This is a genomic window from Stenotrophomonas sp. KH_029 (genome assembly GCF_057839765.1).
Genome location: NZ_CM174498.1, coordinates 614,204 through 633,422, shown reverse-complemented (window position 1 = coordinate 633,422; position 19,219 = coordinate 614,204). Strand labels below are relative to the sequence as shown.

Genomic DNA, 19,219 nt, shown 5'->3' with positions numbered 1-19,219 from the left:
AGGACCCGTCCATGTTGCCCATCGTTCCCGTCATCCTTTCCGGTGGTTCCGGCACCCGCTTGTGGCCCGTGTCGCGCGAGGCGTATCCGAAGCAGTTCCTGCCGCTGGTCGGCGAGGACACCATGCTGCAGGCCACCTGGAAGCGCGTGGCGCAGATTGCCGGCGCCGCGCCGATCGTGGTGGCCAACCAGGAGCACCGCTTCATGGCGGCCGAGCAGCTGCGCGAGTGCAATGTCACCCCGCAGGCCCTGATCCTGGAGCAGATCGGCCGCAATACCGCACCGGCCATTGCCATTGCCGCGCTGCAGGCCCTGGCCGGCGGCAACGACGCCCTGTTGCTGGTGTTGCCGTCGGACCACGTGGTGCGCGATGAGAAGGCCTTCCACGACGCCGTCGCACAGGCCGCCGCCGCCGCCGACACCGGCAAGCTGGTGACCTTCGGAATCGTGCCGACCGCGCCGGAAACCGGCTATGGCTACATCAAGGCAGCCAAGGGCGATGGCGTGCGGCCGGTCGAACGTTTCGTCGAAAAGCCGGACCTGGACACGGCCAAGCGGTATGTAAGCTCCGGCGAATACTTCTGGAACAGCGGCATGTTCCTGTTCAAGGCCTCGCGCTACCTGGCCGAACTGGAACGCCTGCAGCCGGCGATCCTTGCCGCCAGCCGCGCCGCCCTGGAAAAGGCCTCGCGCGACAGCGATTTCATCCGCCTGGATGCCGACGCCTTCGCCGCCAGCCCGAATGATTCGATCGACTACGCGGTGATGGAAAAGACCGCCGATGCCGCGGTCGTGCCGCTCGATGCGGGCTGGAACGATGTCGGTTCGTGGTCGGCGCTGTGGGAAGTATCGGACAAGGACAGCAATGGCAATGCCTGGCACGGCGATGTGATCGCAGTGGATTGCCGCAACAGCTACGCCTACGGCAGCCGCCTGATCACCATGGTCGGGCTGGACGATGTGGTGGTGGTGGAGACCGACGATGCGGTGTTCGTCGGCCACAAGGACCGGGTCCAGCACGTCAAGGAAATCGTCGCGCAGATCAAGCGCGATGGCCGCAGCGAAGCGGCCGCGCATCGCAAGGTGTACCGCCCGTGGGGTGCCTACGATTCGATTGACAATGGCAGCCGTTTCCAGGTCAAGCGCATCACCGTCAAGCCCGGCGCCACCCTGAGCCTGCAGATGCACCACCACCGCGCCGAGCACTGGATCGTGGTCAGCGGCACCGCCGAGGTGACCCGCGGCGAGGAAGTGATCCTGCTCACCGAGAACCAGAGCACCTACATCCCGCTGGGCGTGACCCATCGCCTGAAGAACCCGGGCAAGCTGCCGCTGGAGCTGATTGAAGTGCAGTCGGGCAGCTATCTGGGCGAAGACGATATCGTGCGGTTCGAGGACAGTTACGGGCGCGCTTGATAGGCGTGACCTCCCCTTCCAACCCCGCCCTCTGGCGGGGTTTTTTGATGCCTAATCAACCCCACTTCGGCACTAGCATTTGCGCCGAAAAATGTCTGCAGGTCACAGTGCACCACGACATGATCCACGCCCGCTACACACACCAGGCGCTTGAGAACGCGGTCTGATGCGGCGGTGGCTCAGGATCGGCGCGCGCGTTGGTGAACGCCGGCGAAGCGGTTTCATACAGTTTACCAACGGCTCCGGGAACGTCGGCACCAGCCTAGCCATAGTGGGGCTGGCGCCTTTCGTTCAGGGCACCGGAGAAAGTGTCAGGCCGCGGTAGGTGACCTCACCGCCTCCGTTGGAAAGAACGCGCATCTCGAGATTGGATACTGACTTGTCCAAGCTAAATTCCAGCACCTTTCTATCCGTTCCGTCGGCATGAATTTCCGCCCGCGCAAACTCCTGCGTCCCTTCCCCAGATACGACATCAACGGCAGCCAAAGCTGCCTGTGCATCGTCGGCCTTGGCCGACACATCGAAGACGACTCTGTAGCGCCCTTCAGCCAGCATCATGTAGGGACCGAAGTGAAGATAGCCAGCCTCGCCCTGCGCCGATCTCAGCGCCTGCTTTGCATCCACCCAGCGACCGACCGTCTTCTGTCCATCGGGTGCGGCATCCAACCTCAGTGGTTTGCGCAAATGAATACTCCACCCGGGAAGATCAAGCGACAGGTTCCGTTTGAACACGAACACTTGCTTGTCGCCAATTCGTGTTTCCCGTATGGGCTGCCCCACATAACGGACTAACGCACCCCAGTTGATCGCCGCGACCTCGGCATCAGTCAACAACAGAAAGCTGGAGCCCTGCCACGCCTCAGGTTCATACCATTGTTCGGAGGACAGGTGACGCATCGGCGTTGGCAGCCCGTTGATAATCAGGATCTGACGAACCTTGACTTGGTCTTCGCTGAGCACGGTGAGTGCGCCTGCGTTCCAATAGCTTGCATAGCCATAATGAAGCCCCATGGATCTGAGCTCCTCAACCAGTGCATCGCGCTGTGGATTCTTCCAGCCCGGATTGATCAGTGAGCCCGTATTAGTCCTGACAATACTATTGGACGCCAGCAGAATTGCGAGCCCGACGATCAGAACCGTCTGTAGCCACGAGGCCTGTCTGATGGGCGAGGCGAACAGGACCATTAGGCCAAAGGCCAATGAGGGTGTCAGATAGCGGGCGGAAACCAACGGGTCGTTCATGACTGGTACTGTAGTGGTGACCTGCAGGAACAGGAAACACAGCGCCAGCCCTCCAACCAACCCTCCAACAAAGCGGGCCTGCGGCGAGGAGTCGCGGCAGAGATGTATCACCTTCCGCCCGATCAATACGATAACGATGAGCGCCCCAACAAGTCGCAGTGCCGCATAGATGCCCCTGCGCGACACGACGTCGCTGTTGACCTCAGGAATCCCGCCCAACAGTCCCATCAAACCATGGAGCGTATGGACAGCGTTCTGCACCATACCGTTGAAATCAAGCCAGCGCGCCGAACCCGCGCCAGGAATATTGTTCACATGAGCCAACGTCCAGAGACTCAATGCTACGCCCACGACAAAGCCAGAAAGCGTTATGGCGACTACTGGCCACATGACGCGTACTCGCGAATTCCAGCCCTCGCCCCACAGATAGGCGGCCAAACCAATGTACAGGGGCAGCAGGTACGTCGGCGCAGAGCGTTGAGGATTACTCCAGGTTACGAGCACCACCAGCACAAACAACAGGAACCAGTAGACAGGCCGCCGACGATCGACGGATGTGATCGACTTCCATGCCAGTACCATGAGTAGGCAGGTCAGGCTCAACAGAACGCCGTACGCAGCCTGCCCGAACATGTCTTCAGCAAAGTGGACTGAAACGCCGCCAGCCAGAATCGCCACTGTCAGCACGCGTTGCCACCTAGTGCCACCAAGCAGCCCGGTAAACCACCAGACGCAACCTAGAACAAACAGAACGGTGAGAACGCCAGCCATCGCAAAGAGCATGTAGCTGCTCTGGAAAAAGAACAACAATCCCCACACGATGAGATGGGGAAAGAGCAGCATCAAATCCTTGTTGACGTAGTTCCATCCTGGCGGAAAGAAGCTGCCGGTGCTGTGCATTTCCTGGGCGAGCAGAACCCGCACAGAAGAATCGGAGTGAAAATACCCCTTATAGGACGTAAAGAGGAACACCGCCAAGGCGCCGATGTTCACCATCAGCAACAGGCTAGCCAGCGATATCCGCGCAACGTCCTTGGAGAAAATCAAGGAAAGCGATGTGATCATCCGCCTGCCCGCATGTGAGGGCAACAGCGGATCGAAAGGAATCTTACTCACGCGGGCGCCCCGTACATCCAGCTCAGGGTGGAAGAGAAATCGAATTCTGGCGCTCCGCCCAACACAAATTCCAGCTTTGCGTTTGAACCACGTAACGTTTTCACTTCATTATCGCGGACAAAATCCGGGTTTATCCGGACTTCAATGTCGTGGCCCGACAACCCCCGCAGCGCATCTAACACCTGGTTCAGTGACCATTCGGTACCCGAGCACACGTTGTATACTTCACCCGACGCAGGCATGGATAGCAACCCTGCATAGATGGACGCGACAGATCGCACGTCGTAGAAATCACGTGACACGTCCGTGTTTCCCAGTTCGATCACAGACGCTCGGCGACGAAAGTGGGAAACGATCTTGGGAATCAAGAAGCGCTCAGACTGACCAACACCGGTGTAGTTAAACGGCCGCACGATGGTCAGCGGCAAGCGTGACTTCCAAAGTGATGCCATTGCCTCCATCGCCATCTTGCTGACTGCATAGTCATTCTGTGGCGAAAGCGGCGAATCCTCGCTCAGGACACCTCCGACGTTGCCGTACACGTTGGCGCTGCTGGCCAGCAAGACATGAGAGGGTACTGCGGGAAGATCCGCCAGCCCCTCCAACAGGTTGCGGGTACCAACAACATTGACTCGGTAGATTTCATCCACATCACCATGGGCGACGAACGAGATCGCTGCCAGATGAACCACCAGCTCGGGCTGAAGGCGCTGCAGCGTCTCGCGCAGCAACTTGCGGTCAAGCAGATCGACTGAGGTCTCTACGCCCGATGGCGTACGGGAGCCAAGAGTCAAGACCTGGCATCCCGCATCGGTCAGCTGCTGGCTCACATAGCGCCCGGTAAAACCAGATGCTCCCGTGACCAGCACCCGCTTCCCAACAATATCAGAACGAGAAACCACGCGCGTTCCTCTTAAGATCGGCTTCGACCATCATCTGGCACAGCTGTTCCAACGTGGTCTTCGGCTTCCAGCCGAGAATGCGCTCGGCCTTTTCCGAATTACCGATCAACAGATCGACCTCGGCGGGGCGATGGAACTTGGCATTGATACGCATCACCGTCTTGCCGCTGGCACTGTCGATCGCAACTTCGTCGACGTCCTTGCCTTTGAATTCAACATCGATCCCAGCGCCTTTGAAAGCCATGCTGACGAAATCACGCACGGTTTCGGTACGATTGGTGGCCAGCACGAAGGTATCCGGCTGATCAGCCTGCAGCATACGCCACATGCCTTCCACGTACTCCTTGGCGAAGCCCCAATCGCGCTTTGCATCGAGGTTACCCAGCTCCAGGCATTCCAGTTGGCCCAGTTTGATCTTGGCAACCGAGTCGGTGATCTTACGGGTCACGAACTCGCGGCCACGCAACGGACTTTCGTGGTTGAACAGGATGCCACTAGAACCGAAGATGCCGTAGCTCTCTCTGTAGTTCACCGTCATCCAGTGAGCGTAGAGCTTGGCTACGCCGTAGGGGCTGCGCGGGTAGAACGGGGTGTCCTCGATCTGCGGCACGGCCTGCACCTTGCCGAACATCTCCGAGGTCGACGCCTGGTAGAAGCGAATCTTCGGATTTAAAAGACGGATTGCTTCCAGCAAGTTCAATGCACCGACGCCAGTGATCTGCGCGGTGGTGGCCGGCTGTTCGAAGCTGACACCAACAAAGCTCTGTGCAGCCAGGTTGTAGATCTCATCCGGCTGGATCTTCTGCACCATTGCCAGCGATGTGCCCATATCGGTCAGATCGTACTCGATAAGGTGAAGATTCGGATGGTTGGTGACTCCGACTTCGTCCAAGCGCCAGAAATTCACTGAGCTAGTGCGGCGATAGGTGCCGTACACCTCGTATCCCTTCTCAAGCAGAAGCTCGGTCAGGTAAGCACCGTCCTGGCCGGTGATGCCGGTAATAATCGCCTTCTTTTTGCTCATTCCGATCTCTCTTCAAAAGTCTGGTATGGCCGATCCCGCCAGATCGCGGGAACTGACAGGCCGGGGGACCATGCGGGTCCATGCAACTGCGAATCATATCTCAGGAACACTGACGGGGCCGTCCATGCCGGGCCTGTTCCTGCAGCAACACCTGCTGTAGTTGTGAAGCGCTCTGCGCCCAGGTGAGCCACGGCAAGGTATCTGAACGCGGATGGGACCCCTGCGCTTGAAGCAGGAGCCAATCACGGATCGCCTGCGCGATCGGCGCATTGCCGTGTCCAGCGAAGTAATGCGCATGTTCCCCGGCCACCTCCCTGAATACGGGGATATCGCGAGCGATGATCGGCAACCCACGCTGCGCTGCCTCGATCAGCGGCAAACCGAACCCCTCGCCTTCTGACGCAGCCATCAAGCAGCTGGAGTTCGCGTAGATGGCGTCCAGATATTCGTCGCTGGCGCTCTCGAACCAGAACAACTGACGACCGAGCCGCTCATGGCCTGCCAACCGGCTGCACAAGGCATCGACCAGCCAGCCCTTGCGGCCGACGATGACAAGATTGATGTCCTGACCCTCCGCCCATAGCTTCTCGAATGCAGAGAGCACCACCTCGTGCCCCTTGCGGGGTTCAATTGTCCCCACCATCAGGAAACTGGGCACAGCGGTGACGCGCGAAAGCACCCGCCCCGCATCCTCGGGGAGCCCCCGGGAAGGAACACTGCCATCAAGATCGGCACCGAGGTGGAACCAATCGATCGAGGCACGGCTCTGTACTTGCTGCTCGTCCATCCAAGCGCAGACGTCGTCGGCCACGGCCTTGGAGATGCAGATAAGCTGGTCTGCGCAACCGAGGATTTCGCGCAGCCAGGCTTCGTGATGGGGACCGCCACCGCCCGGCCACCACTCGGAATGACGGACCGGCAGAATGTCGTACACCACGAAACTGATTTTTACGCCACTTCGACGCAGATAGCGGAACCACTCGCTGCCCAGCTTTACCGCAGAGCCGACGAGATCAAGGCCCAGGAAGACGTCACCGGCATGGCAGACCACCGGCACATCCGCCTGCTGCGGCAAACCCAGCAGGGTCGCCGCATACATATTTGCGCAGACATGCTGGCCAGTGCTGCGGTCCAGACGCACCAGCTGCAGTCGATAGCCCGCCGGCGCCACCTTTGCCCATTCGGCCACCACCGCGCGGGTGACCCGCTGGATGCCCGTGCGCAGGTCCTTTTCGGCCAGTTCGGTCACGTCCACCAGCAATTGCGGCTCAGCCGCACAGCTGCGATCAAGGGCATCGGCGGCGGCCAGCAGATCATGGGGCTGCGCGCCGTCGAGCGCGCCCAGCTTCGCTGCGGCCTCTCTGATCGCTGTTTCCGGCGAGCTGCTTTCCAGCCCCAACGCAACCACGTTCTCGCAGGCATCGATGAAGACAGAAGCAACTTTGTCCCAGGAAAACGCTTGTGCCCTCTCCAGCGAATAGGCACGCAGGCGCTGGTTTTCTTCTGGATTGAAGAGGAAGTGGGCCATACGCTCACGGAGCGAAGCGATGTCCATGGGATCGAACAGCGCCGTGGTTTCGGTTGCGATCTCGCGGATGCTGGAAGCATCCGACGCGACCACCGGGGCCCCACAGGCCATGGCCTCCAGCACCGGCAGGCCGAAGCCTTCGTGCCAGGACGGGAATACGAAAAGACTGCATTCGTTGTACAGCGCGACCAGCTGTTCGTCGGAAACATAACCAGTAAAGACCAGGTCCCGCTCAGCCAGACCCAGCGCCGCAGCCTGCCGCTGAAGCTCAGCCACGTGCGGCCCGGGCATGTGCCCGGCAAATACCAGTTGCAGGCCCGCGCGCAGTTGCGCGTCCAGGCCCGCATAGGCTTCCACCAGGCGCGGCAGATTCTTGCGCTGATCCGCGCCGCCGGTGTAAAGCACGAAGCGACCGATTACACCCATCGCTATGCGGGTCAGGCTGCGCTGAGGGTCGGCGACACCCAAGGGACGGAACACGGCATCACAGGCTGCTGAAATGTTGAAGATGCGCTCTGCCGGGAACCCCGCCACCTCATGGGCTTCTTGCGCCGAGCTTTCTGAGATCGCAACGAGCGCGTCGGCCCGCTTCAGCTGTGCCACCTTCCCGTCGTAGAACTTTCTGTAGCGCGGATCGGGATCCAGGTACAGCGTCGGATTCATCAACGGAATCATGTCGTACAGCGTGACGATCGTCGGCACCCGGCAGTGCTGGTTGACCGTTCCCACCGCGTTGTCTGCAAAGCCTTCAAACAAGCTGGATACGTGCACGACATCAGGCTGCAGCGTAGCGATTGCTGCCTCACGCACGATCTCAGCCTGGGCGCGGCGCAGGTCGTGTTCCGCCTCACGCTGGGCAACAGGCAGCGGGACGTGCAGCACATGGATATTGGCCATCGGCAGCAGGCCGGTGAAGGCCTCCCGGATCTGATCGATGCTGTCGGGGAATGCCCCGTTGACAAGCAGGTGCAGCTCGTGGGCGCGCGCATTACGTGCCGCAGACAGCGCCAACGACAACGAGTAGCGACCAATGCCACGAAGGCGGCTTTCACCTTGGGCGCCCTGCAAGTCCAGAAGAATCCGCATTACCTGCTCTCCTCGCGATCACCAGCGGTGATTTCCATATAAATCGCCCGTCCGCGCAGTGAGAGGCTCTCCATGGCTTGCGCTTCGGAAAGACCAGCGAATGACCCGACGCCACCTATCACGCCTTCCTGCAGGGCCATCGGCACCTGGGCGATGATCTGGTTGTTGACTGCCACCGACACCAGCTTGCCGTGCAGGGCCGGCACCCGCTTCAGCAACGTGTTCAGCGGACGGGCCAGCGCGGGACGCCGGACAACACGGCGCATCGCGGCCAGAACCACGCGGCGCAGGACCATCATCGGCTGCGTGATCAAATACTTCACCCCGCGCAGCGGGCGGGTGAAGCGCCACGAACGACTGTTGAACACGGCATGCAGGACCGCATTCTGCCGCGCGATCTCCACATCACGCCGGGCAACCTCAGAGTCTCGCTGGGCAATCTCGGTGACAGCGCCATTGCTCTGCGCCAGCGCCCACTGGTAGTCCTCCCTGAACCCTCTTGCAGCGTCGAGAAGAATGTCGCGCTCCTGCTGGAGAACTGCCGCCGCAGCCTTCTGGGCCTGCAGCTGCGCCTCCAGCCCGTCGCTCTTCTGCACTGCCGCCGTCAGCTGCGCTTCCAGCGCTCCGCTGTTCTGCACTGCAGCCATCAACTGTGCGTGCTGCTGCTCCGCCGCTTCCGCAGCGAGCGCATTGGCTGCCGCACAGAAAGACGATTGCGGCGCGAGCACGAAGTCGTCGAACACGTTCGGGCCGCACGTCAACGCGGCTGCCAGTTCGGCGTGTGCGTCGCTCACGTAGAAGCGGTTCAGCCCGTCGAAGTAAGCAAAAGTATATCCCTTGCCCACGACCATGGGATCCCATTCGTGGTGGCTCAATTCCGGACTCTGCGGTCGCGTCGCTTCGATTACCAGAACCCAGGGGCGGTGGGCACCCTTCCAGCCCTGGACAACCTCGCGCTCGGCGCCCTCGACATCAATCTTGAGCCAGTGGATCTCGCCAGGGCCGGCCAGTTCGAGCACATCATCCAGCGTCACTGCAGGGACGCGCACTTCACTGACCTGGAAGCCTGCGTCACGATGTTCCTGGGCAATCTGCTCATCCAGCGTACTCAGGCCAGTGTTGGCGACATCGAAGAAACGGAATTCGCCGGAAACGTCGCTCACGGCAACCTGCAGCACCTGTTCATCCGGGCGCCTGGTGCGCAACAAGTCCGAGTAATGCTGGGTCGGCTCGACGTGGATACCGCGCCAACCACGTTCGTGGAACACGCGACTCACCGAATCGATGTCCGGACTCTGTGCACCCACGTCGATGTAACGGCCACCTTCAATGTGACCCAGTACGCGCCACAGAATGACGTCTTCAAAATTCTGGGCGTAGGAAATGAGCTTGGACATGATTACCCGGGAGTTCAAATGACAGTAGTACGTTCGACAGCGAACTCGGCGTCCAGCCAATTGCTGCCGATAAACATGGCGTGGTCTGCGTTCATCACTTCGAAGACCAGCAAATTATCGACCCACTCGAAGTTGTCGATCATGTGCGTATCGCTGCTGACCAGTGCTGGCGATACCGAGTAGGAACCCGGCCCCATCCTGCAGGTGAAATCCAACGTATAGCGCAGACGCTCACCCGCGCGCACGTCGCTCTGGACCTGTTCGGTATGCCAGGTATTGCTGCCCCAGACCACATGCCCCTGCTTATCGCGGATCATGAAACCCAGCACCAGACTCGGCAGCGCAACACGCACCTCCGCCTCGAGTACCAACCGCAGTTGCTGTCCGACCATTGCCAATGCGACCTCGCTGCCGGTAGCGGCATCGATCAGCTTGAGACTACTGACCACGGCCTGGCCGCTGCCGCTGCGCGTGGTCACCCAACCCGACCCATCGCGTTGCTGTTCAATGCTGAGCTTCTCATTTTCCTTCCGGGCGATCAGCGCGTTGTAGAAATCGATCACCTCGTCCGGGGCGCCATCCTTCAGCACCTGCCCTTTGTCCAGCAGGATCACACGGTCACACAGCGCCTTGACATCGCTGGGACTGTGCGACACCAGCATGATCGAGGTACCTTCGGCACGGAACCGCCGCATGCGCTCGAAACTCTTGTGCTGGAAGTAGCTGTCGCCGACGGCGAGGGCCTCGTCGACAATCAGCAGGTCCGGAGTGAACGCGGTCGCGACCGCGAAAGCGACGCGGACTTGCATGCCACTGGAGTAGGTCCGCACGGGCTCGTCGAAGTACTCGCCGATCTCCGCAAAGGCTTCGATTCCTGGCATGGCCTCCGTGATCTGCTCCTGGCTGTATCCCATCAGCCCGGCAGAATGGAACGCATTCTGTCGGCCGGTCAGGTCCTGGTTGAAGCCCATGCCCAGTTCAAGGATGGCGGCGACCCGCCCGGTACGCGTGACCGTCCCCTCCGTCGGCTGCGCGGTACCGGTGATCAGCTTGAGCAGCGTGCTTTTACCAGCACCATTCTGCCCGATCACGCCCACCGCTTCGCCTGGCGCGATCGAGAACGACACATTTCTGAGTACCCAATGCTCCTCGCGCGGGCGGGTTGGCAGACCGAACCAGCTCGCTGCACGCAGCCACTCGCTGCCCCATACCCGATAGGCCTTGCCGACCCCTTCCACCTGCAGCTCACCACTCATAGCGCATCCACCATCTCGGGACTGGCACGACGGAAAACGATCAGCGACGCCAGCGCCAGTACGCATGCAGCGCCAAGCAGCCAAGCCAGGTCAGCCCAGACCGGCGGCTTGTCGTACAGCAGGACGTTCTGGTAGCTGCTCACCAGCGGATACAACGGGTTCAATTTGAACAGGCTCTGCACCTGCTCAGGCAGGATTCGGATGTTGTAGACGATCGGCGTCAGCCAGAACAGCGCCTGCAACACAACGGGCACCACCTGGCCGATGTCACGCATGAACACGTTCAGCACCCCCAACAGCAACCCGATCGACATCGCAAAGAAAAGCGTGATCAGGACCAAGACCGGCAACCACAATGCCTGCACACCGGGGTAATGGCCGAGTACGGCAAACACCGCGAAGATTGCAACGAGCAGCAGCAGGTTGTTGACCAGCATCGTGCCGCCGGCGATGAAGGGCAGGCAGATGCGCGGGAACGCCATCTTCTTCATCAGGTTGCCACTGTCCACGAACAACGATACGCACTTGCTGACCGTTTCAGAGAACATGCTCCAGCACAGCGTGCCCGCCATCAGGTAGAGAGCGTAGGCATATTTGTTGTCAATGCCAGGCAGCTTCGCCGACAGCACCTCGGACAGGATGGTGGCGAAGATGACGACCTGCATCAGTGGGTGGATGATCATCCACAGCGCACCGAGCTTGCTGCGGATGAAGCGGACCCTCAGTTCATTCCTGATCGACGAAAGGATGAAATACCGGTAGGCCCATATGGAGCGGATCATGTCACTCATTGTCTGCCTCGTACTTCATTATCTGCATGACATCCTGCGTCTGTGGTGCGTGGGTCTGGAGCTGGCGGACACGTTCAACGATGCTGCCGGCGGCGACCAGCGGGGATAGAGTTGCCTCGGCTCGCTTGCGCCCTGCCTGGCCCAGCGCAGCGGCAAAGCCGGGGTTGTCGGCCAAACGGCGCATCCACGCCGCAGCTGCGGGAACATGCGGCTCAGCCCAGCGCTGACCCTTGCCGGCGGGATATTCACCGTTACGCAGCGGCACAAGGGTGAAATCAACCAACGCAGCCGACTCGGCATCCATGAATTCCATGTTGCCCGACCACCCCGTGGCAATCACCGGCTTGCCCATGGCCATGCATTCTGCCAGCCCAAGCCCGAAGCCTTCGGCACGGTGCAGTGACACGTAGGCATCGCTGCAGCGCTGCAGCGCATTGAGATGCTCGCGCGCGATCACCTCGTCACGGATGATGATGCGCTCGTCGCCGCTGGCGGCAGCCAGAAGATGCTTGAGCAGATGCGGAAAGCGGTGGCCGTTGCTGCTTTTGACCAGCAGTCGCACATCACCACGCTCCGGTGGAAATGCTTCGCGGAAGGCACGGATCACGGCTTCCGGATTCTTGCGTTCCATCCGCGAACTGAAATCAAAGGACGTCAGAAAGACGAACGCTTCATCCGGCAAGCCGAAATCCGGGCGCTGCAATCCACTGTCCTGCAGCACGCCCAGCGGCATCGGGATTCGCGTCACGGGCTTGCGGGTAACCTGCGAAACAGCCCGCTGGACGAAATCTGTGGCGACGAGTACTTCATCCACCAGCTCCAGTGCCGGCACCCAACTGTCGGGGATGCGCTCCAGTTCCCAGAACCAGCAGGCGATCAGGTGATGTCCCTGCCTCCTGGAAAGCGCGACTTTGGCCAACGCCTGTTCAAGGTAATCCGGATTGACGAAGACGATGCTGACCGCATGAGGCATGCTGTCGTCCAGATACGCATCCAGCGCATGCTCGTCACGTGCATTGGGCAGACCCAGGTCGACATCGCGCAGCGCGACCGGCACGCCGTTGTCGATCAGTGCGCGTGCATAGCTGCGCGCGGCTTCGGCAAGACCGAACTGGCCGTGGATGTAACCGATGATGTTGACGCCTGCAACGCCTGCCAGAGGGGCAGCCGCGCGCGCAGGCAGGGCCTGTTCACCTGGCTGCCATGCCAGCCAGGCGGCCGTGCGCTCGAAGCGGGTCCGTGCCTGCAGCCGACGGGTCAGCCGACGCAGCATGCGTTCGCGCAGCGGGCCGGGCAGCGCACGGTAGGCACTGCGCAACCACGACTGGTCACGCAGCCATGCCAGCATGCGCACCGGTAACGTCGGATGGCTGGGGTCGGAGGGCTTCATGGCGGCCGAAGGCGTGCTCAGGCGCCCAGCGCCCGTTCCAGATCCACCTGCAGGTCGCCCAGGTCTTCCACGCCCACGCTCAGTCGCACCAGCGCATCGCTGATGCCCAGCTGGTTGCGGCGCTCCACCGGGATGGAGGCATGGGTCATCACCGCCGGGTGGTTGACCAGGCTTTCCACGCCACCGAGCGATTCGGCCAGGGTGAACAATTCGGTCTTCTCGCAGAAGCGCTTGGCCGCCTCGAAGCCGCCCTTGAGCACGATCGAGACGATGCCGCCGTAGCCATTCATCTGGCGCGTGGCCAGTTCATGCTGCGGGTGCGAGGCCAGGCCGGGGTAGATCACCTTTTCCACGGCCGGGTGCTTGTCCAGCCACTGCGCCAGGGCCAGCGCGTTGGCGCAGTGCGCCTTCATGCGCAACGGCAGGGTCTTCAGGCCGCGCAGGGCCAGGAAGCTGTCGAACGGGCCCTGGACGGCGCCGATGGAGTTCTGCAGGAAGGCCATCTGCTCGGCCAGCTCGGCGTTGTCGCCGGCCACCACCATGCCGCCGACCATGTCCGAGTGCCCGTTGAGGTACTTGGTGGCCGAATGCAGGACCAGGTCGGCGCCCAGTTCCAGCGGGCGCTGCAGCATCGGCGAGGCGAAGGTATTGTCGACCACCACGATCAGGCCATGGCGCTTGGCGATGGCGGCCACCGCGGCGATGTCGACGATCTTCAGCATCGGGTTGGTCGGGGTTTCGATCCAGACCATCTTCGTCTGCGCGGTGATCGAGGCCTCGAACGCGGCCAGGTCGGTCAGGTCGACGAAGCTGAACTGCAGTCCGGCGGTGCGCTTGCGCACGCGCTCGAACAGCCGGAAGGTGCCGCCGTAGATGTCGTCCATCGCCACCACGTGGCTGCCGGCATCCAGCAGTTCCATCACCGTGGAGGTGGCCGCCATGCCCGAGGCGAACGCGAAGCCGCGGCTGCCGCCCTCCAGGCTGGCCACGCAACGCTCGTAGGCGAAGCGGGTGGGATTGTGGGTGCGCGAGTATTCAAAGCCCTGGTGTTCGCCGGGGCTGGACTGGGCGTAGGTCGAAGTCGCGTAGATCGGCGGCATCACCGCGCCGGTGCTCGGGTCCGGCGACTGGCCGCCGTGGATGGCCAGGGTGGCCAGGGCGAGCGCACGGTTGCCGTGCCCGGAGGATGCGTGGTCGGACATGTTGTTTCCCAGCAATGGAGAGCCCCTATCGGGGCCCCCGCAAAAGGAGCGGAAGTCTATCAGCGCTGGCTTAATCAGCCGTTGACGCGGATAAACGGGAGTTCAGCGCGGCGCGCGGGCCGTTGCCGGCTTACTGCACGCGCCGGCGCAGGTAGTTCAGCAGGTCGATGCGGGTGATCAGGCCCAGGAACGTACCGCCGTCCATGACGATGGCGACCTGGCCGCGGTCGAACACCGGCAGCAGGGCCTCGATCGGCGATTTGACGTCCAGCCGGTCCAGCTTGCTGACCATCGCGGTGGCGACCGTATCGCGGAAGCGGGTTTCATCGCCATAGACGTGCAGCAGCACGTCGCTTTCGTCGACGATGCCGACCAACTGGTCGCCGTCCATCACCGGCAGCTGGGACACGTCATACAGCTTCATGCGCTGGTAGGCGGTGGTCAGCAGGTCGTTCGGGCCGATCACGACGGTGTCGCGCTGGCCGTACGGACGCAGGATCAGGTCGCGCAGGTCGCCGCTCTGCGGGCGCTCCAGGAAGCCGTTGTCCAGCATCCAGTAGTCGTTGTACATCTTGGACAGGTACTTGTTGCCGGTGTCGCAGACCAGCACCAGCACCTTCTTGGGGGTGGTCTGCTCCTTGCAGTACTTCAGCGCCGCCGCCAGCAGGGTGCCGGTGGAGGAACCGCCGAGGATGCCCTCCTTGCCCAGCAGCTCGCGCGCGGTATGGAAGCTTTCGGCATCGCTGATCGCATAGGCCTTGGTGACCCGGCTGAAATCGGCGATCGAGGGCAGGAAGTCCTCGCCGATGCCTTCCACCAGCCAGCTGCCGGACTTGTCGTTGAGCACGCCGTCGTTGATGTACTCGGCCAGGATCGAGCCGACCGGATCGGCCAGTACCAGTTCGGTGTTCGGCGAGGCGGTGGCGAACGCGCGCGACAGGCCGGTCATGGTGCCCGAGCTGCCGCAACCGAATACCACCGCGTCCAGCTCGCCGCCCATCTGCGCCAGGATCTCCGGGCCGGTGCCGAATTCATGCGCGGCCGGGTTGTCCGGGTTGCCGAACTGGTTGATGAAGTACGCGCCGGGGGTTTCCTCGGCCACGCGCTTGGCCATGTCCTGGTAGTACTCCGGATGGCCCTTGGCCACGTCCGAACGGGTCAGCCGCACTTCGGCGCCCATCGCCTTGAGATTGAAGATCTTCTCGCGGCTCATCTTGTCGGGCACCACCAGGATCAGCTTGTAGCCCTTCTGCTGGGCGACCAGGGCCAGGCCCAGGCCGGTGTTGCCGGCGGTGCCCTCGACCAGGGTTGCGCCGGGCTGGAGTTCGCCGCGCTTTTCAGCCGCTTCGATCATCGACAGGCCGATGCGGTCCTTGATCGATCCTCCGGGATTGGCGCTTTCGAGCTTCAGGTAGAGCTCGCAGACACCGGTGTCCAGGCGCTGGGCCTTGACGATCGGGGTCTGGCCAATGAGGTCGAGTACGGAGGAGTGGATTGCCATCGGTTCACGTCGATTCGCGCCGCAATGCGGCCGGACCGGTGATTATCCGACGGTTGGCGTAGAAAGTCAGGTAACGGCGTGACCGGCGGCCCGCGCAGGCCGGCGGACGGCACACCGCTGCGGCCCCGGCAGGGCCGGAGCGACGCGGACGGCGCCCGTCGACGAGGAATCGGACGCCGCCCGCGGCGTTGGGTGGCAGTGCCGGCCGCTGGCCGGCACACATGGAGCGTCAATGCATGGGGGAGTGGTACATCCGTTCCAGCTTCTGCTTGGCCAGCAGCTTCTCACGCTTCATCCGGCCCAGGGTGAGACCATCTATCGGAAGTACGCCCAGTTCGGCATCCATGCACTTCTTGTTCAACTTCTGGTGCCGTTCGTAAAGCGCCTTGAATTCCGGGTCACGCTGGCGGCGTGCGTCGATCTCGCTCTGGGGTTGCCCTTCAAACATGATGAACCTCCTCTCGCTGTCTTACAGAAACAAGAACGCCCCGGCCTTGCGGCACGGGGCGTTGCTTTCGGGTGGAGTGCAGAACCATTGCCTCGGACGTACCTGCAGGCGCACCCGGAACTGCCCGGACTGCAGACTGCTGTGGTGCGTGCCCTCGGTTCATCGGCCCGGCCCTCCAATCGTCCGGGGCGCGGAAGGCGACCCGGACAATCGACCCTACGCCTGCCGGCGAGGGGGTTCAAGCACTTCGACGACTATTTTCGATGCGCCCCAGCCGAGGTTCAGTCTGAACGCGCAGTTCAACGAAATTTAAACAAAAACAGTGGGTTGCGTCACGGCCAACGGTCGTGACCCACCCCCCATCACGGCGCGATGATCACCTCGGCCGCGCGTGCCTTGGTCGCCGCTGCCTTCTTGCCGCTGGCCTGCAGCCGGCCGGCATTGACCCCGGCGGCCACCAGCGCATCGCGCAGGGCCTGGGCACGCTGCTGGCCCACCCCGGCGGCGGCGTCATAGGCCTCGATCCGGATCCGGCCCTTCTTGCCGATGTTCAGGTATTCGGCCAAGGCCTTGGCCTGGCCCTTGGCCCCGGCCGACAGGCTGCCGTTGCCGGCGGCAAAGGCATCGCCGTTGAAGGTGAAGACCTCGCCGCGGCTGTCGAACTTCGAGCCCGGCAGCTTGTTGCCCGAGACCAGCTCGGCCTCTTCGCGGGCCAGCCGCGCCGCGTTCTGCTGGGCCGCGCTCAGCCGTGCGGTCTGCTTGCCGGCCACGCTGGTCAGCGCGGTTTCGGCATCCTGGCGGGCCAGCGCCTCGGCCTCGGCGGCCTGGCGCAGCTGTTCGGCCTCCTCGGCCTGGATCTGGGCCTGCACGCGCAGGCGCTCGGTTTCCTGGCGGGCGCGCTGGGCGTCACGGCGGCTGGCTTCGATCAGCAGTTCGCTGCGGGTGCGTTCGAGCCGGTCCACCTCGCGCCGGGCCAGCGCGGCGCGCACGCTGGTTTCGGCGATCTCGACCCGACGTTCGGCCAGGTAGCGCGCCTGGTCCTGGTCGCGGCGCTTGGCCTTGGCCAGTTCGGCCACGGCCTGCTGGGCCTGCAGGCGCTCGAAGGCGGCCAGCTCGGCGGCATCGGGATTGGCCTGGATGGTCATCAGGCGCTGGCTCAGCTGGGCCACCGCCGGGTCCTCGGCGGCGGCGGCCAACCCCGGCAGGGCCAGGCTGAGCGCCAGGAACAGGCGGCAGGCGCGCAGCGCGGTGGTTTTCATCGGTGCAGGCTTCATCAACGGCTCTCCCCGGTGGCCAGCTGGCGTTGCAGCTGGGCCACTTCATTGCGACGCAGCTGCAGCTGGGCGGTGGCGGTGGCTTCGTCGCTGCGGGCGCGGGCCAGGTCGGCATCGACCGTGGCGCGAACGGCCAGGGCCGGCGCGTTCTTGCGCTCGCGGCGGTCGCCGGCGGCCCGCTGGGCCTGTTCCAGGCCCTGTCGGGCCACCGCGATCAGGTCTGGCGCGTACTGGTCGGCGTCGGCCTGGGTGGCCTTGTCGACCGCCTGCCGGGCCTGCATCAGCTCCAGCGCACCGTCCTGCGCCTGGGCGGCACCGGCGAGCGCAAATGTGCCCGCCATCACGCAAATCAGGATGGCCAGATACGGGATGGGGCGTATTTGTGCGAAGCTAGATTTCATTGGGGGTGCCGTCGCCAGAGGGTTGGGTGCGCGGCCATTGTCGGAAGCCTGCGGCGTGCTTGCAATGGCACGCGGCCGATTGTTGGGGAAACATTTCGCATGGATATCGGCTATTTCCTGAAGCTGATGACCGAAAAGAACGCTTCGGACATGTTCTTGACCACCGGAGCACCGGTATACATCAAGATCGAGGGCAAGCTGTACCCGTTGGGGAACACCGGGTTGCCGCCGGGCATGGTCAAGAAAATCGCCTACTCGCTGATGGACGAGGGCCAGGTGCCCGAATTCGAGCGCGAGCTGGAACTGAACATGGCCATCGCCCTGGCCGAGGCCGGGCGTTTCCGCGTCAACGTGTTCAAGCAGCGTGGCGAGGTCGGCATGGTGATCCGTGCGATCCGCAGCAAGATCCCCAGCATCGAAGAGCTCAACCTGCCGCAGGTGCTCAAGGACGTCATCATGACCCCGCGCGGGCTGGTGCTGGTGGTCGGCTCGACCGGTTCGGGCAAGTCGACCTCGCTGGCGTCGATGATCGACCACCGCAACAGCACCACCACCGGTCACATCCTCACCATCGAGGACCCGATCGAGTACCTGCACAAGCACAAGATGTCCATCGTCAACCAGCGCGAGGTCGGGCTGGACACGCACGCCTTCCACAACGCGCTCAAGAACGCGATGCGCGAAGCGCCGGACGTGATCCTGATCGGCGAAATCCTGGATGCCGAAACCATGGAGGCGGCCATCGCCTTCGCCGAGACCGGGCACCTGTGCCTGGCCACGCTGCACTCCAACAACGCCGACCAGACCATCGAGCGCATCCTCAATTTCTTCCCCGAGAGCGCGCACCGCAACGTGTTGATGAACCTGTCGCTGAACCTGCGCGCGGTGGTCTCCCAGCGCCTGGTCAAGGGCAAGGACGGGCGCCGCCTGCCGGCCACCGAGGTATTGATCAACACCCCGATGATCCGCGACCTGCTGCGCCGCGGCCAGGTGCACGAGATCAAGGCGGCGATGGAAGCGTCGCTGGAGGAAGGCATGGAGAGCTTCGACCAGTGCCTGTTCCGGATGGCCAAGAGCGGCATCATCGAGCAGGAGGAAGCCCTGCGGGCGGCCGACTCGCGCGATGGCCTGGCGCTGAAGTTCCGCCTGTCCGAAGGCGGCAGCGGCGATCACGACCCGTACGCCGATTACTCGGCCAGCACCCCGGCGGCGATCACCCACGGGTTCTGACCGGGAACGCGTGCCG

General features: G+C 62.7%; 15 protein-coding genes. 2 read left to right on the top strand and 13 right to left on the bottom strand.

The window, feature by feature from the left end:
• Nucleotides 1-11: 11 nt before the first annotated feature.
• The gene (locus AC3ITM_RS02845; RefSeq protein WP_489268280.1) at nt 12-1,415 is read left to right on the top strand and encodes a mannose-1-phosphate guanylyltransferase/mannose-6-phosphate isomerase; all 1,404 of its coding nucleotides are present in this window, start codon (nt 12-14) and stop codon (nt 1,413-1,415) included.
• 291 nt (nt 1,416-1,706) lie between these two features.
• Here AC3ITM_RS02845 and AC3ITM_RS02840 read toward each other — a convergent pair whose 3' ends face one another.
• The 13 genes from AC3ITM_RS02840 to AC3ITM_RS02780 all read right to left on the bottom strand — a co-directional run bounded on the left by AC3ITM_RS02840 (nt 1,707) and on the right by AC3ITM_RS02780 (nt 17,973).
• Complete coding sequence (locus tag AC3ITM_RS02840) at nt 1,707-3,773, bottom strand: hypothetical protein (RefSeq protein ID WP_489268278.1); 2,067 nt, start codon at nt 3,771-3,773, stop codon at nt 1,707-1,709.
• On the bottom strand, nt 3,770-4,675 hold the full coding sequence (locus tag AC3ITM_RS02835; protein ID WP_489268276.1) for an NAD-dependent epimerase/dehydratase family protein: 906 nt from the start codon (nt 4,673-4,675) through the stop codon (nt 3,770-3,772). Before AC3ITM_RS02835 ends, AC3ITM_RS02840 begins: the two co-directional genes overlap by 4 nt.
• The gene (gene gmd, locus AC3ITM_RS02830; RefSeq protein WP_489268274.1) at nt 4,659-5,699 is read right to left on the bottom strand and encodes a GDP-mannose 4,6-dehydratase; all 1,041 of its coding nucleotides are present in this window, start codon (nt 5,697-5,699) and stop codon (nt 4,659-4,661) included. Before gmd ends, AC3ITM_RS02835 begins: the two co-directional genes overlap by 17 nt.
• 100 nt (nt 5,700-5,799) lie before the next feature.
• Complete coding sequence (locus tag AC3ITM_RS02825) at nt 5,800-8,313, bottom strand: glycosyltransferase family 4 protein (protein WP_489268272.1); 2,514 nt, start codon at nt 8,311-8,313, stop codon at nt 5,800-5,802.
• Nucleotides 8,313-9,710 carry an FkbM family methyltransferase gene (locus AC3ITM_RS02820; protein ID WP_489268270.1) on the bottom strand — a complete coding sequence of 466 codons (1,398 nt, stop codon included), beginning with the start codon at nt 9,708-9,710 and terminating at the stop codon, nt 8,313-8,315. Before AC3ITM_RS02820 ends, AC3ITM_RS02825 begins: the two co-directional genes overlap by 1 nt.
• 14 nt (nt 9,711-9,724) lie before the next feature.
• Nucleotides 9,725-10,966, bottom strand: coding sequence for an ABC transporter ATP-binding protein (locus AC3ITM_RS02815; protein ID WP_489268268.1), 1,242 nt, complete (start codon nt 10,964-10,966; stop codon nt 9,725-9,727).
• Nucleotides 10,963-11,757 carry an ABC transporter permease gene (locus tag AC3ITM_RS02810; RefSeq protein ID WP_489268266.1) on the bottom strand — a complete coding sequence of 265 codons (795 nt, stop codon included), beginning with the start codon at nt 11,755-11,757 and terminating at the stop codon, nt 10,963-10,965. Before AC3ITM_RS02810 ends, AC3ITM_RS02815 begins: the two co-directional genes overlap by 4 nt.
• Entirely contained in the window at nt 11,750-13,147 is a 1,398-nt protein-coding gene (locus tag AC3ITM_RS02805; RefSeq protein ID WP_489268264.1) for a glycosyltransferase family 4 protein, read from the bottom strand. Before AC3ITM_RS02805 ends, AC3ITM_RS02810 begins: the two co-directional genes overlap by 8 nt.
• 17 nt (nt 13,148-13,164) lie before the next feature.
• Nucleotides 13,165-14,349 carry a cystathionine gamma-synthase gene (locus AC3ITM_RS02800; protein WP_489268262.1) on the bottom strand — a complete coding sequence of 395 codons (1,185 nt, stop codon included), beginning with the start codon at nt 14,347-14,349 and terminating at the stop codon, nt 13,165-13,167.
• Nucleotides 14,350-14,479: 130 nt separating this feature from the next.
• On the bottom strand, nt 14,480-15,850 hold the full coding sequence (locus AC3ITM_RS02795) for a pyridoxal-phosphate dependent enzyme (protein ID WP_489268260.1): 1,371 nt from the start codon (nt 15,848-15,850) through the stop codon (nt 14,480-14,482).
• 229 nt (nt 15,851-16,079) lie between these two features.
• Nucleotides 16,080-16,298 carry an HP1242/YdcH family protein gene (locus AC3ITM_RS02790; RefSeq protein WP_228885734.1) on the bottom strand — a complete coding sequence of 73 codons (219 nt, stop codon included), beginning with the start codon at nt 16,296-16,298 and terminating at the stop codon, nt 16,080-16,082.
• 362 nt (nt 16,299-16,660) lie between these two features.
• Nucleotides 16,661-17,572 (bottom strand): OmpA family protein, encoded by a 912-nt coding sequence (locus AC3ITM_RS02785; RefSeq protein ID WP_489268258.1) that lies wholly within the window; start codon nt 17,570-17,572, stop codon nt 16,661-16,663.
• Complete coding sequence (locus AC3ITM_RS02780; protein WP_489268256.1) at nt 17,572-17,973, bottom strand: DUF4398 domain-containing protein; 402 nt, start codon at nt 17,971-17,973, stop codon at nt 17,572-17,574. The genes AC3ITM_RS02785 and AC3ITM_RS02780 overlap by 1 nt, the downstream gene beginning before the upstream one ends.
• A 99-nt stretch (nt 17,974-18,072) precedes the next feature.
• Between AC3ITM_RS02780 and AC3ITM_RS02775 the strand changes: the two genes are divergently transcribed.
• A complete protein-coding gene (locus AC3ITM_RS02775; protein WP_228885736.1) occupies nt 18,073-19,203 on the top strand; it encodes a PilT/PilU family type 4a pilus ATPase in 1,131 nt (376 codons plus the stop codon).
• Nucleotides 19,204-19,219: the final 16 nt, after the last annotated feature.

Excerpts from the sequence above, each read along its gene's own strand:
- AC3ITM_RS02845 (WP_489268280.1), top strand. The coding sequence starts at position 12 with ATGTTGCCCATCGTTCCCGTCATCCTTTCCGGTGGTTCCGGCACCCGC.
- gmd (WP_489268274.1), bottom strand. The coding sequence starts at position 5,699 with ATGAGCAAAAAGAAGGCGATTATTACCGGCATCACCGGCCAGGACGGT.
- AC3ITM_RS02825 (WP_489268272.1), bottom strand. The coding sequence starts at position 8,313 with ATGCGGATTCTTCTGGACTTGCAGGGCGCCCAAGGTGAAAGCCGCCTT.
- AC3ITM_RS02820 (WP_489268270.1), bottom strand. The coding sequence starts at position 9,710 with ATGTCCAAGCTCATTTCCTACGCCCAGAATTTTGAAGACGTCATTCTG.
- AC3ITM_RS02815 (WP_489268268.1), bottom strand. The coding sequence starts at position 10,966 with ATGAGTGGTGAGCTGCAGGTGGAAGGGGTCGGCAAGGCCTATCGGGTA.
- AC3ITM_RS02810 (WP_489268266.1), bottom strand. The coding sequence starts at position 11,757 with ATGAGTGACATGATCCGCTCCATATGGGCCTACCGGTATTTCATCCTT.
- AC3ITM_RS02805 (WP_489268264.1), bottom strand. The coding sequence starts at position 13,147 with ATGAAGCCCTCCGACCCCAGCCATCCGACGTTACCGGTGCGCATGCTG.
- AC3ITM_RS02800 (WP_489268262.1), bottom strand. The coding sequence starts at position 14,349 with ATGTCCGACCACGCATCCTCCGGGCACGGCAACCGTGCGCTCGCCCTG.
- AC3ITM_RS02795 (WP_489268260.1), bottom strand. The coding sequence starts at position 15,850 with ATGGCAATCCACTCCTCCGTACTCGACCTCATTGGCCAGACCCCGATC.
- AC3ITM_RS02790 (WP_228885734.1), bottom strand. The coding sequence starts at position 16,298 with ATGTTTGAAGGGCAACCCCAGAGCGAGATCGACGCACGCCGCCAGCGT.
- AC3ITM_RS02785 (WP_489268258.1), bottom strand. The coding sequence starts at position 17,572 with ATGAAGCCTGCACCGATGAAAACCACCGCGCTGCGCGCCTGCCGCCTG.
- AC3ITM_RS02780 (WP_489268256.1), bottom strand. The coding sequence starts at position 17,973 with ATGAAATCTAGCTTCGCACAAATACGCCCCATCCCGTATCTGGCCATC.
- AC3ITM_RS02775 (WP_228885736.1), top strand. The coding sequence starts at position 18,073 with ATGGATATCGGCTATTTCCTGAAGCTGATGACCGAAAAGAACGCTTCG.